We start from the raw sequence: 15,280 nt of genomic DNA, 5'->3' as shown, positions 1-15,280 counted from the left end.
TCTTACTTCTCCTCGGTGGTACGGGCATGGCCGACGGCGGGCACGTCTTTGGAACTGAACACGGCGCCGCCCAGGAGCAGGTAGAGGACGGCCATCCGGATGGAGACGCCGTTGGCGACCTGCTCGACGACGGTGCAGCGCTCGGAGTCGGCGACCTCGGCGGTGATCTCCATGCCGCGGACCATCGGGCCGGGGTGCATCACGATGGCGTGCTCGGGCATCTTCGCCATGCGGTCGCCGTCGAGGCCGTAGCGCCGCGAGTACTCGCGCTCGGTGGGGAAGAACGCGGCGTTCATCCGCTCCCGCTGCACCCGCAGCATCATCACCGCGTCGGACTTGGGCAGCGTGCTGTCGAGGTCGTACGACACCTCGCAGGGCCAGGCCTCGATGCCGACCGGGACGAGGGTGGGCGGGGCGACCAGGGTGACCTCGGCGCCGAGGGTGTGCAGCAGGTCGACGTTGGAACGGGCGACCCGGCTGTGCAGGACGTCGCCGACGATCGTGATGCGCTTGCCGGAGAGGTCCTGCCCGAGGCCGGCGTCCCGGCCGACGAGCCGGCGGCGCATGGTGAAGGCGTCCAGGAGGGCCTGGGTGGGGTGCTGATGGGTGCCGTCGCCGGCGTTGACGACGGCCGCGTCGATCCACCCGGACGTGGCCAGGCGGTACGGCGCTCCGGAGGCGCCGTGCCGGATGACGACGGCGTCGACGCCCATGGCCTCCAGCGTCTGCGCGGTGTCCTTCAGGGATTCGCCCTTGGACACCGAGGAGCCCTTGGCGGAGAAGTTGATGACGTCCGCGGACAGGCGCTTCTCGGCGGCCTCGAAGGAGATACGCGTGCGCGTGGAGTCCTCGAAGAACAGGTTGACGATCGTGCGGCCGCGCAGGGTCGGCAGTTTCTTGATGGGCCGGTCGGCGACCCGGGCCATCTCCTCGGCGGTGTCGAGGATCTGGACGGCGTCGTCGCGGGTGAGGTCGGCGGCCGAGATGAGATGACGCTGCATCTGTCAGGCTCCGTAAGGCAGTTCATGGGGAGGATTCGGGCAGGCAGGGGCACGGCGGCTGGGCGTACGGCCCATCGGGCCGCACGCGCGCGTGCTACTGCTGGGCGGTCTGCTTCACGCCGAGCAGCACGGTGTCGCGACCGTCCTCCTCGGCGAGCAGGACCTTGACCGTCTCCCGCAGCGACGTGGGGAGGTTCTTGCCGACGTAGTCGGCGCGGATGGGCAGTTCCCGGTGGCCGCGGTCGACGAGGACCGCGAGCTGGACCGCGCGCGGGCGCCCGATGTCGTTCAGGGCGTCGAGGGCGGCGCGGATGGTACGGCCCGAGAAGAGCACGTCGTCGACGAGGACGACCAGTCTGCCGTCGAGGCCGTCACCGGGGATCTCGGTGCGGGCCAGCGCACGCGGCGGGTGCATGCGCAGGTCGTCGCGGTACATCGTGATGTCCAGGGAGCCGACCGGGATGCCGCGGTCGGTGATCTGCTCCAGCTTGGCGGCGAGCCGCTGGGCGAGGAAGACGCCGCGGGTCGGGATGCCGAGGAGCACCACGTCGTCGGCGCCCTTGGCGCGTTCGACGATCTCGTGGGCGATGCGCGTCAGCACGCGCGCGATGTCGGGGCCTTCGAGAACGGGCCGCGCATCGGTTTGCCGGGAATCCTGCGGGGTGTCCTGCTTGTCCATAAGAAACGGACCTCCTTCTCCGCCTCACGGGACGGACCTTAAAGGACGTCGGATTTGCGCCATCAACGGTAGCAGGCCGGGAGGACACCCAGGATCACCCCCTTGGCGTAATCGGCCACGGATACCACGGAAGAGTCGGTGTGGACCATTCGGCTTGACGCAGAAGAATCACGCTGCGTAACCTCACAGTGAGTTACCAGCACGCGGCTGCTGCCGCGTCGACCCAGTGCCGGGGAGCTATATGTCCAGCGAATACGCCAAACAACTCGGGGCCAAACTCCGGGCGATCCGCACCCAGCAGGGCCTTTCCCTCCACGGTGTCGAGGAGAAGTCCCAGGGCCGCTGGAAGGCGGTCGTGGTCGGTTCGTACGAGCGCGGCGACCGCGCCGTGACCGTGCAGCGCCTTGCCGAGCTGGCGGATTTCTACGGCGTTCCCGTGCAGGAACTGCTGCCGGGCACTACCCCGGGCGGGGCGGCCGAGCCCCCGCCGAAGCTGGTCCTGGACCTGGAGCGGCTGGCCCATGTGCCGGTCGAGAAGGCCGGTCCTTTGCAGCGGTACGCCGCCACGATCCAGTCGCAGCGCGGTGACTACAACGGCAAGGTGCTGTCGATCCGCCAGGACGACCTGCGCACCCTCGCCGTCATCTACGACCAGTCGCCGTCGGTCCTGACCGAACAGCTGATCAGCTGGGGCGTCCTGGACGCGGACGCGCGTCGCGCGGTCTCCCACGAGGAGAGCTGAGCCGCTCCGCGGTTGAGCAGAAACGTACCCTCGGGGTGGCCGGAACCCAGCGGTTCCGGCCACCTCGACGGCGTTCTACGGGCCTGTGGGGCCCGAGAGGCACCCGGATGCCGGAGGGCCCGCAGCGTCACCGCTGCGGGCCCTCCGGCGTGTCGTACCGCTGAAGGACCTGTCCGGCCACTTGATCGGCCGCGCAGGTCCAGGTCGTGTCCGCGAAGTCCCGCCTTGCTCGCGACGCCGGGCACGGTCCCCCAGAGGGGGACCCCCAGCCGCGTTGTCGGGTCGCCGGCGCTACTTTGCGGACATGACCCAGGCGCGACCTAGGCGTCGTCCCTGCGCAGGGACGGCTTGAGCTCCTTGAGGCGGCCGAGCAGGCCGTTCACGAACGAGGGCGACTCGTCCGTGGAGAACTCCTTCGCCAGCTGCACCATCTCGTCGAGGACGACCGCGTCCGGCGTCTCGTCGGCCCAGATCAGCTCGTAGGCGCCGAGACGGAGGATGTTGCGGTCGACGACCGGCATCCGGTCCAGCGTCCAGCCGACCGAGTACTGGGAGATCAGCTCGTCGATGCGCCGCGCGTACTGCGCATAGCCCTCCACCAGCTGCATCGTGTACTCGCTCACCGGCGGCTGCCTGGTGTCGGCCCGGGAGAGCCGGATCCAGTCCGCGAGGACGGTCAGGACGTCGGCTCCGCGCTGGTCGCCTTCGAAGAGGATCTGGAAGGCACGCTTGCGGGCCGTGTTGCGGGCAGCCACGGTTAGCTGTTCACCCGGCCGAGGTAGTCGCTGGTGCGGGTGTCGACCTTGATCTTCTCACCGGTGGTGATGAAGAGCGGGACCTGGATCTGGTGGCCGGTCTCCAGCGTCGCGGGCTTGGTGCCACCGGTGGAGCGGTCGCCCTGCAGGCCCGGCTCGGTCTCCTGGACGACGAGCTCGACGGCGGCCGGCAGCTCGACGAAGAGCACCTCGCCCTCGTGCTGCGCGACGGTGGCGGTGAAGCCCTCGATCAGGAAGTTGGCGGCGTCGCCGACGGCCTTGCGGTCGACCATGAGCTGGTCGTAGGTCTCCATGTCCATGAAGACGAAGTACTCGCCGTCCATGTAGGAGAACTGCATGTCGCGCTTGTCGACAGTGGCCGTCTCGACCTTGACGCCGGCGTTGAACGTCTTGTCGACGACCTTGCCGGAAAGCACGTTCTTGAGCTTGGTGCGCACGAAGGCCGGGCCCTTGCCGGGCTTGACGTGCTGGAACTCGACGACGGACCAGAGCTGGCCGCCTTCGAGCTTGAGCACCAGGCCGTTCTTGAGGTCGTTCGTGGAAGCCACGGTTGCGGAATCTCCTGGACTGACGTGGACGACCCCGGGGCACGCACCTGCCTAGAGGGCGAGCAGCTCCTTGGTCGTGATGGTGAGTAGCTCGGGTCCGCCGTCCGCCTCGGGGCGCACGACGAGCGTGTCATCGATCCGGACACCGCCCCGGCCCGGGAGGTGGACCCCCGGTTCGACGGTGACCGGCACGCAAGCGTCCAGTTTACCCATGGCCGCGGGAGTCAACTGCGGGTCCTCTTCGTTTTCGAGTCCGACGCCGTGTCCGATGATCGCCGGGAGGCCCTCGGAGTACCCCGCGGAGTCCAGCACGTGGCGTGCCGCGCGGTCCACGTCACGGCAGGCGGCGCCGGGCGTCAGGGCCTCGCGTCCGGCCCGCTGAGCGGCGAAGACGAGGTCGTACAGCGCTACCTGCCAGTCCGCCGGGGACGTGCCGATCACGAAGGTACGGCCGATCTCACAGCGGTAGCCGCGGTAGGCCGCGCCCAGGCAGACGGTGAGGAAGTCGCCCTCCTCGACGCGTCGGTCGGACGGCCGGTGTCCGCGCCGGCCGGAATTCGGTCCGGTGGCGACGGAGGTGGCGAAGGCGGGGCCGTCGGCTCCGTGGTCGACGAGGCGCCGCTCCAGTTCCAGGGCGAGATGCCGTTCCGTCCGCCCGACCAGGATGGACTCCAGCAGTTCCCCGAGGGCCTGGTCGGCGATCTCCGCGCCGATGCGGAGACAGGAGATCTCCTCCTCGTCCTTCACGACACGGAGCTGTTCCACCGCGCCGCCCAGATCCGCCAGGCGCAGGCGCGGGGCGACCGAGCGGAGTTCCCGGTGCCGGGCCACCGTGAGGTGGTGTTCCTCGACCGCCAGGGAGTCTCCGCCCTGGGCCATGAGGAGGTCGGCGGCGGCGACCGCCGGATCTCCTCCGGCGTGGGAGAGGGAGTGGACGCGCAGCGCGTCGTCCGGTCGGCCCTCGCCCGGACGGTCGTCGAGCGGGCCGGCGCACACGAGGAGGTCCTCGCGTCTGCCCAGCAACAGGACGGCGCCGTGCGGAGCCGCGCCCGCGAGGTATCTCACATTGGCGGGGCGAGAGACCAGCGCTGCCACGCTGCCGGCCGCGTTGCAGCGTTCCCGTAGGCGGGATCGGCGAACCTCGTGCACCTCTGACATGAGACGAGCGTAGGAGGGGTGGCCGGATTGTGCTGGTTGGAGAAGCGTTCGGGGGACGCCGCTACCACTTCGGGGGGCTGGCGATGGCGCGGGCCAGTACGTCGTTCAGGACCCGTGCCGTGGTGGGGACGTCCAGTTGGGAGTTGTCGATGATGGGGAGGCCCGAGCCGTACCAGCCGGCCATGCGGCCGTGGATGCGGGCGACCTCCTCGTCGGTGAGGCGGCGGTTGCCGGAGCGTTCGGCGTTGCGTTCCAGGACGACTTCCAGGCCGGGGAGGAGGACGACGGGCAGGAGGCCCGGTCCCACATGCCGTTTCCAGCCACCCAGGCCCACGGCCGGGCGGTCGGGGAAGATCGCGTCGTCCAGGATGCACGAGATGCCGTTGGCGAGGAAGTTGCGCGCGGCGAAGCCGCAGGTGCGGCGGGCGAGGCGGTACTGGGCCTCGGAGTGGTCGTTCCATCCGGACTGCGGGTCGGCGAAGCCCGAGCGGACCCATTCGCGTACGTCGTCGAGGCTGACGTGGGCGGTGGGCACCCGGCGGTGGTCGGCCCAGTACTTGGCGACGCTGGTCTTGCCGGCGCCCGCGGGACCGATCAGCAGAACCGCGAGCGTCGTGGCCGTCGGGTCCGGGACCGTCGGGGCGGGCGGCGCGCTGGGCATGGCGACGGGGCCGCCGGGCGGCAGGGGGACATGCCCCGTCGCGTCGACGCCCTGCGGAACGGGGGCGTGCTGCGGGGCGGGGGGCGGCGGCACGGGCGGCACCGGCGGCTGGGGCGCGGGCGGGACCGGTCCCGAGGGGGCGCCCAGGTATCCCGGCTGCGGCTGGGGGGCGCTGCCGGGCTGGTGCGGGCCCGGGTGTCCCGCGCCCGGCGACCAGCCGGGGGCCGGACCGTGCCCCGGCTGGTGGGGCGGCGGCAGCGGAGAACCCACTGCGTGCTGCATCCGGTGCCACTCCGTCTCGTACAGGCAATGGGCGCTGGTTGTGGGGGTGCGGACCCCTCTTCGCCACTGAACGGTACCGCCCCCGGCCGTCGATTGGTGAACGGCCGGGGGCGGTCCGAAGTGCCCGGTGTGGAAGGCGAATCGGGCGGAAGGGGAGCGGGCGTACTTACTCGGCCGTCCCGCGGTCCGCCTGGCTCGTCCCGCGGTCCTACTCGCCCACCTCGCCGTACGCGGCGAGCAGGACGGCCGGGTCGGGGCCTTCCAGCACGGTGGGCTTGGCCAGACCGTCCAGGACGATGAAGCGCAGCAGGTCGCCGCGGGACTTCTTGTCGACCTTCATCGTCTCCAGCAGCTTGGGCCACTGGTCGTACCGGTAGTGCAGCGGCAGGCCCACCGACTCCAGAACCGTGCGGTGGCGGTCGGCCGTGGCATCGTCCAACCGGCCCGCCAGGCGGCCCAGTTCGGCGGCGAAGTGCATGCCCACGGACACGGCCGCGCCATGCCGCCACTTGTAGCGCTCGTTCTTCTCGATGGCGTGCGCGAGGGTGTGACCGTAGTTGAGGATCTCCCGCAGCCCCGACTCCTTCAGATCGGACGACACCACGTCCGCCTTGACCCTGATGGAGCGCTCGATCAGCTCGGCGGTGTGCGGGCCCGCCGGGGTGCGGGCGGACTCGGGGTCGGACTCGATCAGGTCCAGGATCACCGGGTCGGCGATGAAACCGGCCTTGATGATCTCCGCCAGACCCGACACGTAGTCGTTGACCGGGAGGGAGTCAAGCGCCGCCAGGTCGCACAGCACGCCGGCCGGCGGGTGGAAGGAGCCGACGAGGTTCTTGCCCTCGGCGGTGTTGATGCCGGTCTTGCCGCCGACGGCCGCGTCGACCATGGCCAGCACCGTGGTCGGCACGGCGATCCAGCGCACGCCGCGCAGCCAGGTCGCCGCGACGAACCCCGCGAGGTCGGTGGTCGCACCGCCGCCCACGCCCACCACGACGTCCGTGCGCGTGAACCCGGACTGGCCCAGCGCCTTCCAGCAGTAGGCGGCGACCTCCGCGGTCTTGGCCTCCTCCGCGTTGGGCACCTGGATGGCGACGGCCTCGAAGCCCTGCCCGGCCAGGTCGGCGCGGAGCGCGTCCCCGGTCTCCGCCAGCGCCTCGGGATGGATCACCGCGACCCGCTTGACGCGGTCACCGATCAGCCCGCCGAGCTCCTCCAACAGCTGACGGCCGACCAGCACCTCGTAGGGTTCGGAACCCGCGCTGCCGCCGACCCGGATCCGCGTCACGGACTCGCTGCTCATGCTTCCTTCAACTCCAAAGCGTCCAGGGCTGCTTGGGCGACCTCTTCGGGCGTGCGACCGTCCGTCGCGACCACCGCCGTGGCAACGCCCTCGTACAGGTGACGGCGGGCCTCCATCAGCTCGCGCCACTGCTTGCGCGGGTTGACGGCGAGCAGCGGGCGGGCCGCGTTGAGGCCGGTGCGCTTGACGGCTTCCTCGACGTCCATCGCGAGGTAGACCACGCGCTGCCCGGCCAGCAGGCCGCGTGTGTCGGCGTCCAGGATCGAGCCGCCGCCGAGCGCGAGGATGCCGGCGTGCTCGGCGAGCGCACGGTGCACTGCCTGCTTCTCGATGGCGCGGAAGGCGTCCTCGCCTTCGTCGACGAAGATCTCCGCGATGCTGCGGCCCTGCTCGGCGACGATGTCGTCGTCGGTGTCCCGGTAGCCGGCGCCGAGGCGCTCGGCCAGCAGCTGTCCGACGGTGGACTTGCCGACGCCCATCGGGCCGACCAGGACGACCAGCGGCCCGCTCATCGGATGTGCAGGTGGTCGAGGTACGACCGGACGTTGCGCCGGGTCTCGGGCACCGAGTCGCCGCCGAACTTCTCCGCCACCGCGTCCGCCAGGACGAGGGCGACCATCGCCTCGGCCACGATCCCGGCCGCCGGCACGGCGCACACGTCGGAGCGCTGGTGGTGCGCCTGGGTCGCCTCGCCCGTGGCCACGTCCACCGTCTGCAGGGCGCGCGGCACGGTCGCGATCGGCTTCATCGCCGCCCGCACGCGCAGCAGCTCCCCCGTGGTCAGACCGCCCTCGGTGCCGCCGGAGCGGCCGGTGGAGCGGCGGATGCCCTCGGGCGTGGTGACGATCTCGTCGTGCGCCTTCGAACCCGGCACGCGCGCGAGGCCGAAGCCGTCGCCGACCTCGACGCCCTTGATCGCCTGGATGCCCATCAGGGCAGCGGCCAGCCTGGCGTCCAGGCGGCGGTCCCAGTGCACGTGCGAGCCCAGCCCCACCGGGACGTCGTAGGCCAGCACCTCGACGACGCCACCGAGGGTGTCGCCGTCCTTGTGGGCCTGGTCGATCTCCGCGACCATCGCCTTCGACGCGTCCGCGTCCAGGCAGCGCACCGGGTCGGCGTCCAGCTTCTCGACGTCGGCCGGGGTCGGCACGACGCCGTAGGGCGCCTTGGCCGCGGCCAGCTCCACGACGTGGGAGACGATCTCGATGCCCGCCGTCTCCTTCAGATACGACCGGGCCACCGCGCCGAGCGCGACCCGGGCGGCGGTCTCCCGCGCGGAGGCGCGTTCCAGGATCGGCCTGGCCTCGTCGAAGCCGTACTTCTGCATCCCGGCGAGATCGGCGTGGCCGGGGCGCGGGCGGGTGAGCGGGGCGTTGCGGGCCAGACCGGCGAGGACCTCCGGGTCGACCGGGTCGGCCGCCATCACCTGCTCCCACTTCGGCCACTCGGTGTTGCCCACCATGACCGCCACCGGCGAACCCAGGGTGAGACCGTGCCGGACGCCGCCGAGGAAGGTGACCTCGTCGCGCTCGAACTTCATCCGCGCGCCACGCCCGTAGCCGAGCCGCCGTCGCGCCAGGTGGTCGGCCACCATGTCCGTGGTGATCGGCACGCCGGCGGGAAGGCCCTCCAGCGTGGCGACAAGTGCGGGACCGTGGGACTCCCCCGCGGTCAGCCAACGCAGCCTGCTCAACGATGCTCCTCAAGTCTCGCGCCCCGTTATGCCGTGCCGCACGCGCGTCCTTGCGTACGTCGTCGGCGTGACCGGGTGCGCGGCCCGGGCCCGCCACCTCCGATCCTCCCACGTCCGGGCCCCGGACACGGTCGCCGGTCCATCCAGCGGACGGAGCGGCGGACAGAGCGGCGGACGGACGGGTCAGCGACCGTGCGCTGCCCGACGTGCGGCGAGAGCGTGTTCGCCCGCCTTGCGCATGGCCTCCACGGGAGCCGGGGCGCGGCCGGTCATCTGCTCCACCTGGAACACCGCCTGGTGCACGAGCAGGTCGAGGCCGCTGACGACGGCGCCGCCGAACATGGACCACCGGGCGGCCAGTTCCGTCGGCCAGGGATCGTAGAGCACGTCGAAGAGGGTGGCGGGCCGCTCCGGCACGGAGAGGGCGAGGGCGTCCGTGGCACCGGCCGGGGTGGTCGCGACGACCAGCGGGAAGCGCAGGGCGTCGGCGGCGTCCGCCCAGTCGGCGATCCGGACCCCGACGTCGAGCCGTTCGCCCCACTGCCGCATCTCCGCGGCGCGGGCCCCGCTGCGGACGTAGGCGACGATCTCGCCGGTGCAGACCCGGGCCAGGGCCGCGAGCGCGGAGGACGCGGTGGCGCCGGCGCCGAGGATCGCGGCCGAGTCGACCTGTTCGACGCCGTGCTCGCGCAGGGCGGCGACCATGCCGGGGATGTCGGTGTTGTCCCCGACGCGCCGGCCGTCCTCGGTGAACACCAGGGTGTTGACCGCGTCGACGGAGGCCGCCGTCTCGCTGATCTCGTCGAGCAACGGGATGACCGCACGCTTCAGCGGCATGGTCAGCGACAGCCCGGCCCAGTCGGCGCCGAGCCCGTCGACGAAGGCGGGCAGGGCCGCCTCGTCGACCTCGAAGCGGTCGTACGTCCAGCCGGTGAGCTCCAGCGCCTCGTAGGCGGCGCGGTGCAGCGCCGGGGAGAGGGAGTGGGCGATGGGGCTGCCGAGTACCGCGGCCCGGCGGGCGTCAGTTGCCCGTGCTGGCATCGAACTTGTCCTTGAGTTTCTGGAAGTCCGCGAAGGTCTTGGCGAATTCGGTGTTGCTCTCACCGTCGGTGGCCACGAAATAGATCCAGCCGTCGGCGGTCGGATTCAGGGTGGCCTTCAGCGCGTCGTCGCCGGGATTGCCGATCGGACCGGGCGGCAGACCCTTGTTGGTGTAGGTGTTGTACGGGTCCTTGTTGCTGTTGATCTCGGACGCGCTGATATGGATCTTGCTCTCGCCCTTCAGGTAATTGAAGGTCGAGTCGAACTGGAGCAGTCGGTTGGTCTCTTCGTTCGTGGGCTTGAGCCGGTTGTAGACGACCTCCGCCATCTTGCGGTAGTCCTCGTGCGTCTTGCCCTCGGCCTGCACGAGGCTGGCGACCGTGATGACCTGCAGCGGACTCTCCAGCTTGAGCGCCTTGGCCTTGGCGTCGAGGTTGTAGCCGCCGTACACCTCGTTGGCGTGGGCGACCATCGCCTTCAGGATGGCCTCCGGCTTCATGCCCTTGGCCGCGGGATAGGTGCCCGGGAACAGGAAGCCTTCCAGCGGGTCCTTGATGCTGGCATTGTCGTTCGCCCAGCTGGGCAGCCCGAGCTTCTTGTACTGGGTTTCCGCCACCTTCCGGGTGGCTCCGGAGGCGAGACCGAGCTTTGTGTCGATGCTCTTGTAAACGCCCACGTTCCGCTGACCCGGCGCGACCACCACATTGGCCTGGCTCTTCGGGTCGAGCATCATCGCGACGGCGCTTTTCGCGGACATCTCCTTTTTGAGGATGTACGCGCCCGCCTGGATGCTGTCCGCCTGGGGATTGCTCGTGAACGCGGAGACGAACGCGTCCACGCTCTTGACGACGCCGGCTTCCTTCAGCAGTCGGCCGATGGCCGCGCCGCCGGATCCCTTGGGAACCTCGACGCTCACACTCTGGGCGGTGCCGGCGCCCGCGTAGTCGGGAGCCGCGCCGTAACGATTCTGGTAGTAGTGGTAGCCGAAGTAGCCGACGCCGCCGATGCCACCGGCGAACACCAATACGACGACCAGGCAGGCGCAGCCGTTGCGGCTCTTCTTGCTCTTCGCCCCCTTGGCGCCCTTCGCGCCCTTGCCGCCTCGGCCCCTGCGATTCCCGCGGCCCTCGGGCTCGTCCTCGTCCTCGTCGTCCTCGGCTCCGCCACCTGCGAAGAAGGCGTGCTCGCCCTGGTCGGGGCCGGGATCCCAGTCGGGCTTCTGGTCGGGCTCCGGTTCCGGCTCCGCCTGGGCCGGTTCGGGCTCGGGGCGTCGCCGGGCGGGCGGTTCCGGCGGCGGATACGCGTCCGGGGTGCCGTAGAAGTCGGGCTGCTCCGCACCGTAGGCCGCGGCCTGCTGGCCGTAGGGGTCACCGGGGTCGGCCGCGTACGGGACATGGGCATGCGTGCCCGTGCCGTCCCAGCCGCCCTCCTGATAACCCTCCTGGTATCCCTGCTGGTTCTGGTGGTTCTGGTGGTTCTGCTGATTCTGGTGGGCGTACTGCTGCGAGCCCTGTTCGGCGTACTGCTGCTGGTCGTAGCCCTGGTACTGCGGGTCGTACTGCTGCTGGTCGTACTGCTGCGCCTGTCCTTGGCCCCAGTCGCCGTACTCCTGCTGCGCCTGCTGCGGGTAGTGGTGCTGCTGCTGGCCGCCGTAGGCAGGCTGATGACCCACGTGGGCCTGCTGCCCTTCCCATCCGCCGTCCCCGTACAACGGGTCCTCCGGATGCCACGGTTCGGAGCCTGGGCCCCGGCCATACTCAGTCATCGATCCCCTAGAGCCGCGAGGCGGCGATCACGCGGCTTTCGCAGGCCCGTCACCGTTCCGCCTCTCTCTGTGCGGCAGCTGTTCGAACACCGCCGCATCGCGCGGAACGTTACCGTATCGCGATCAGATGACCACTTCGACGCCCTCGCCCGGTGCTTTACCTGACACCCGTTCGGATTCCAGCGCCTGCTGAAGGATGATCACAGCGGCTGCCTGGTCGATCACCGAGCGGCCCTTCTTCGACTTCACCCCGGAGGCGCGCAGTCCTTGACTGGCCGTCACCGTCGTCATCCGCTCGTCGACGAGCCGGACCGGGACGGGGGCGATGCCCTTGGCCAGCTCCTGGGCGAAGCCGCGAACCTTTACCGCGGCCGGCCCCTCGCCCCCCTTGAGGGAGCGAGGGAGACCGACGACGACCTCGATCGGCTCGTACTCCTCGACCAGTTGTCCGAGGCGGCGGTGAGCCGCCGGGAGGTCCCGGCCGGGGACCGTCTCGACCGGGGTGGCGAGGATCCCGTCGGGGTCGCACGAGGCGACCCCGATCCGGGCGTCCCCGACGTCGATCGCGAGTCGACGGCCCTTCCGCATCGGATGGCTCACTTGGCCGTTTCCACCACGAGCCGCTCGACGGCGTCGACAGCCTCGCCGATCGCGGCCGGGTTCTGTCCGCCGCCCTGGGCGACGTCCGGCTTGCCGCCACCGCCGCCGCCGAGGGTCTTGGCGGCCGTACGGACCAGCTCGCCGGCCTTGAGACCGCGCTCGCGGGCGGCCTCGTTGGTGGCGATGACCGTCAGCGGCTTGCCGTTGTTGACCGTGAACAGGGCGACCACGGCGGCGCGTCCGCCCTGGATGCGGCCGCGCACGTCGAGGACCAGCTTGCGCAGGTCGTCCGGGGTCGTGCCGTCCGGCACCTGACCGGTGACGACGGCTACACCGCGCACGTCCTTGGCCAACTCGACGAGACCGGCGGCGGCCTGGAGCACCTTCTCCGCGCGGAACTTCTCGATCTCCTTCTCGGCGTCCTTCAGCTTGCCGAGCATGGCGGAGACCTTCTCCGGGAGCTCCTCCGGACGGCCCTTGATCAGCTCCTGGAGCTGGGCGACGACCGTGTGCTCCCGGGCCAGGAAGTTGTAGGCGTCGACGCCGACGAGGGCCTCGATCCGGCGCACACCCGAGCCGATCGACGACTCGCCGAGCAGCTTCACCAGGCCCAGCTGGGAGGTGTTGTGCACATGGGTGCCGCCGCACAGCTCCTTGGAGAAGTCGCCGATGGTCACGACGCGGACCCGCTCGCCGTACTTCTCGCCGAACTCGGCGATGGCGCCCTGTTTCTTGGCCTCGTCGATGCCCATGATGTCGGCGCGCACGTCGAGGTCGCGGGCGAGCACCTCGTTGATCTGCTGCTCGACGTCGGTCATCACGGCCGTCGGGACGGCGGACGGGGAGCCGAAGTCGAAGCGGAACCGGCCGGGCTGGTTCTCGGAACCGGCCTGGGCGGCCGTCGGGCCGAGGGCGTCGCGCAGCGCCTGGTGGGTCAGGTGGGTGGCCGAGTGGGCGCGGGCGATGGCCGTACGGCGACGGTTGTCGATGGCGGCGTGGGCCTTGGCGCCGACCGTCACCTCACCGAACTGGACCACGCCCTTGTGGACGTAGACGCCCGGAACCGGCTTCTGGCAGTCGCGGATCTCGATGACGGCGCCGGTGTCGACCTTGATCCGGCCGGTGTCGCCGATCTGGCCGCCGCCCTCGGCGTAGAACGGGGTGCGGTCGAGGACGATCTCGACCTCGTCGCCCTCGGTGGCGGCCGGAGAGGAGGCGCCGTCGACGAGGATGCCGACGATCGTGGACTCGCCCTCGGTGTCGGAGTAGCCGATGAACTCGGTCTCGCCGGCCTGATCGGCGATCTCACGGTAGGCTCCGGCGCCGGCGTGACCGGTCTTCTTGGCCTGGGCGTCGGCCTTGGCGCGCTCCCGCTGTTCCTTCATCAGACGGCGGAAGCCGTCCTCGTCCACGGAGAGGCCCTGTTCGGCGGCCATCTCCAGGGTGAGGTCGATCGGGAAGCCCCAGGTGTCGTGGAGCAGGAACGCCTTGTCGCCGGCGAGGACCGTGCCGCCGGACTGCTTGGTCTCGGTGACGGCCGTGTCGAGGATGTTGGTGCCGGCCTTCAGCGTCTTGAGGAAGGCGTTCTCCTCGGCGACGGCGACCTTCTCGATGCGCTCGCGGTCGGTGACGAGCTCCGGGTACTGCTGCCCCATCATCTCGATGACCGTGTCGATGAGGTCCTTGACGACCGGACCCGTGGCGCCGAGCAGGCGCATGTTGCGGATGGCGCGGCGCATGATGCGGCGCAGCACGTAACCGCGGCCCTCGTTGCCGGGGGTCACGCCGTCGCCGATGAGCATCACCGAGGTGCGCATGTGGTCGGTGACCACGCGCAGGGAGACGTCCGAGTCGTGGGCGTCGCCGTACTCGACGCCGGTCAGCTCGGTGGCCTTCTTGATGACGGCCATGGAGGTGTCGATCTCGTACATGTTCTGCACGCCCTGCAGAATCATGGCGAGGCGCTCCATGCCGAGGCCCGTGTCGATGTTCTTGCTCGGCAGGTCGCCCAGGATCTCGAAGTTGTCCTTGCCGATGCCCTCGCCGCGCTCGTACTGCATGAAGACGAGGTTCCAGATCTCCACGTAGCGCTCGTCGTTGACGGCGGGGCCGCCCTCGACGCCGAACTCGGGGCCGCGGTCGTAGTTGATCTCGGAACACGGTCCGCAGGGGCCGGGGACGCCCATGGACCAGTAGTTGTCCTTCATGCCGAGGCGCTGGATGCGCTCCTTGGGCACGCCGACGACCTCGTGCCAGATGCGCTCGGCCTCGTCGTCGTCCTTGTAGACGGTGATCCAGAGCTTCTCCGGCTCCAGGCCGTAACCGCCCTTGTCCTGGGGCGTGGTGAGCAGCTCCCAGGCGTAGCTGATGGCGCCTTCCTTGAAGTAGTCGCCGAAGGAGAAGTTGCCGCACATCTGAAAGAACGTGCCGTGGCGGGTGGTCTTGCCGACCTCTTCGATGTCGGGCGTGCGCACGCACTTCTGCACGCTGGTGGCGCGCGCGAAGGGCGGCTTGACCTCACCCAGGAAGTAGGGCTTGAAGGGCACCATGCCGGCCGGGACGAGGAGCAGAGTCGGGTCGTCCGCGATGAGCGACGCCGAAGGGACGACGGTGTGCCCGCGCTCCTCGAAGAAGCTCAGCCAGCGGCGGCGAATCTCGGCCGACTCCATCAGTGGTCCTCATTCCGGTTGTACGAGTACGTCGTGTTCTCGATGTACTTGGCGTTCTTCGGTGTGCTGCTGTTCTCGATGGCGGCGTGCCGCCTGGGTGCGGGGAGTTCGGGGTCCTCGCGGATCCCCAGCGCCTCCCCCAGTTCGGCCTCCCGCTGGGCCATGTTGTCGCGGACGTCGAGGGCGAAGCCCACCGCGCGGTCCTTGAGGCGCGCTCCCGTCTCGAGCGCCTTGTTGGCCGCGGTCGCGGCGAGGCTCTCGGGGGTCAGCTGCCTCAGCTTGCGGTTGACCTTGGTGGTGGCCCAGACACCGGCGGCTACGCCCGTGGTGAACCAGAAGGTACGGCGGAACATGGCTGGCTC

15 protein-coding genes are annotated in these 15,280 nt (G+C 70.3%); 1 reads left to right on the top strand and 14 read right to left on the bottom strand.

Annotated features, from left to right (window positions below; all coding sequences use genetic code 11):
• Positions 1–2: 2 nt before the first annotated feature.
• Positions 3–1,001 carry an aspartate carbamoyltransferase catalytic subunit gene (locus ACZ5SK_RS17040; protein ID WP_334583226.1) on the bottom strand — a complete coding sequence of 333 codons (999 nt, stop codon included), beginning with the start codon at positions 999–1,001 and terminating at the stop codon, positions 3–5.
• 94 nt (positions 1,002–1,095) lie between these two features.
• Positions 1,096–1,680: a bifunctional pyr operon transcriptional regulator/uracil phosphoribosyltransferase PyrR gene (pyrR, locus tag ACZ5SK_RS17035; RefSeq protein WP_079663523.1), complete on the bottom strand. Its 585-nt coding sequence runs from the start codon at positions 1,678–1,680 to the stop codon at positions 1,096–1,098.
• 241 nt (positions 1,681–1,921) lie between these two features.
• Here pyrR and bldD point away from each other — a divergent pair, with 241 nt between their 5' ends.
• Positions 1,922–2,422, top strand: a complete 501-nt coding sequence (gene bldD, locus ACZ5SK_RS17030) for a transcriptional regulator BldD (protein WP_009313753.1) — start codon at positions 1,922–1,924, stop codon at positions 2,420–2,422.
• Positions 2,423–2,742: 320 nt separating this feature from the next.
• Here the strand turns inward: bldD and nusB are convergent, their stop codons facing one another.
• The 12 genes from nusB to ACZ5SK_RS16970 form a co-directional block, all read right to left on the bottom strand.
• Entirely contained in the window at positions 2,743–3,177 is a 435-nt protein-coding gene (gene nusB / locus ACZ5SK_RS17025) for a transcription antitermination factor NusB (RefSeq protein ID WP_334583227.1), read from the bottom strand.
• Positions 3,178–3,179: 2 nt separating this feature from the next.
• Positions 3,180–3,746 carry an elongation factor P gene (efp, locus tag ACZ5SK_RS17020; protein WP_020117452.1) on the bottom strand — a complete coding sequence of 189 codons (567 nt, stop codon included), beginning with the start codon at positions 3,744–3,746 and terminating at the stop codon, positions 3,180–3,182.
• A 51-nt stretch (positions 3,747–3,797) separates the two neighbouring features.
• Positions 3,798–4,904, bottom strand: coding sequence for an aminopeptidase P family protein (locus ACZ5SK_RS17015; protein WP_334583228.1), 1,107 nt, complete (start codon positions 4,902–4,904; stop codon positions 3,798–3,800).
• A gap of 61 nt (positions 4,905–4,965) precedes the next feature.
• On the bottom strand, positions 4,966–5,847 hold the full coding sequence (locus ACZ5SK_RS17010) for a Pro-rich N-terminal domain-containing protein (protein WP_334583229.1): 882 nt from the start codon (positions 5,845–5,847) through the stop codon (positions 4,966–4,968).
• A 208-nt stretch (positions 5,848–6,055) separates the two neighbouring features.
• Entirely contained in the window at positions 6,056–7,150 is a 1,095-nt protein-coding gene (gene aroB / locus ACZ5SK_RS17005) for a 3-dehydroquinate synthase (RefSeq protein WP_334583230.1), read from the bottom strand.
• Entirely contained in the window at positions 7,147–7,662 is a 516-nt protein-coding gene (locus ACZ5SK_RS17000) for a shikimate kinase (protein ID WP_334583231.1), read from the bottom strand. Before ACZ5SK_RS17000 ends, aroB begins: the two co-directional genes overlap by 4 nt.
• Positions 7,659–8,843 (bottom strand): chorismate synthase, encoded by a 1,185-nt coding sequence (aroC, locus tag ACZ5SK_RS16995; protein WP_334583232.1) that lies wholly within the window; start codon positions 8,841–8,843, stop codon positions 7,659–7,661. Before aroC ends, ACZ5SK_RS17000 begins: the two co-directional genes overlap by 4 nt.
• Positions 8,844–9,026: 183 nt before the next feature.
• A complete protein-coding gene (locus ACZ5SK_RS16990) occupies positions 9,027–9,884 on the bottom strand; it encodes a shikimate dehydrogenase (protein ID WP_334583233.1) in 858 nt (285 codons plus the stop codon).
• Positions 9,865–11,649, bottom strand: a complete 1,785-nt coding sequence (gene mltG, locus ACZ5SK_RS16985; protein ID WP_334583234.1) for an endolytic transglycosylase MltG — start codon at positions 11,647–11,649, stop codon at positions 9,865–9,867. Before mltG ends, ACZ5SK_RS16990 begins: the two co-directional genes overlap by 20 nt.
• 123 nt (positions 11,650–11,772) lie before the next feature.
• Positions 11,773–12,237 carry a Holliday junction resolvase RuvX gene (ruvX, locus tag ACZ5SK_RS16980; RefSeq protein ID WP_079665190.1) on the bottom strand — a complete coding sequence of 155 codons (465 nt, stop codon included), beginning with the start codon at positions 12,235–12,237 and terminating at the stop codon, positions 11,773–11,775.
• A gap of 8 nt (positions 12,238–12,245) precedes the next feature.
• Positions 12,246–14,918, bottom strand: a complete 2,673-nt coding sequence (gene alaS / locus ACZ5SK_RS16975; protein WP_334583235.1) for an alanine--tRNA ligase — start codon at positions 14,916–14,918, stop codon at positions 12,246–12,248.
• Positions 14,918–15,271, bottom strand: coding sequence for a hypothetical protein (locus ACZ5SK_RS16970; RefSeq protein ID WP_334583236.1), 354 nt, complete (start codon positions 15,269–15,271; stop codon positions 14,918–14,920). The genes alaS and ACZ5SK_RS16970 overlap by 1 nt, the downstream gene beginning before the upstream one ends.
• Positions 15,272–15,280 lie beyond the last annotated feature (9 nt).

Source organism: Streptomyces sp. NPDC031474 (assembly GCF_055581185.1).
This window is presented reverse-complemented; position numbering and strand designations above follow the sequence as displayed.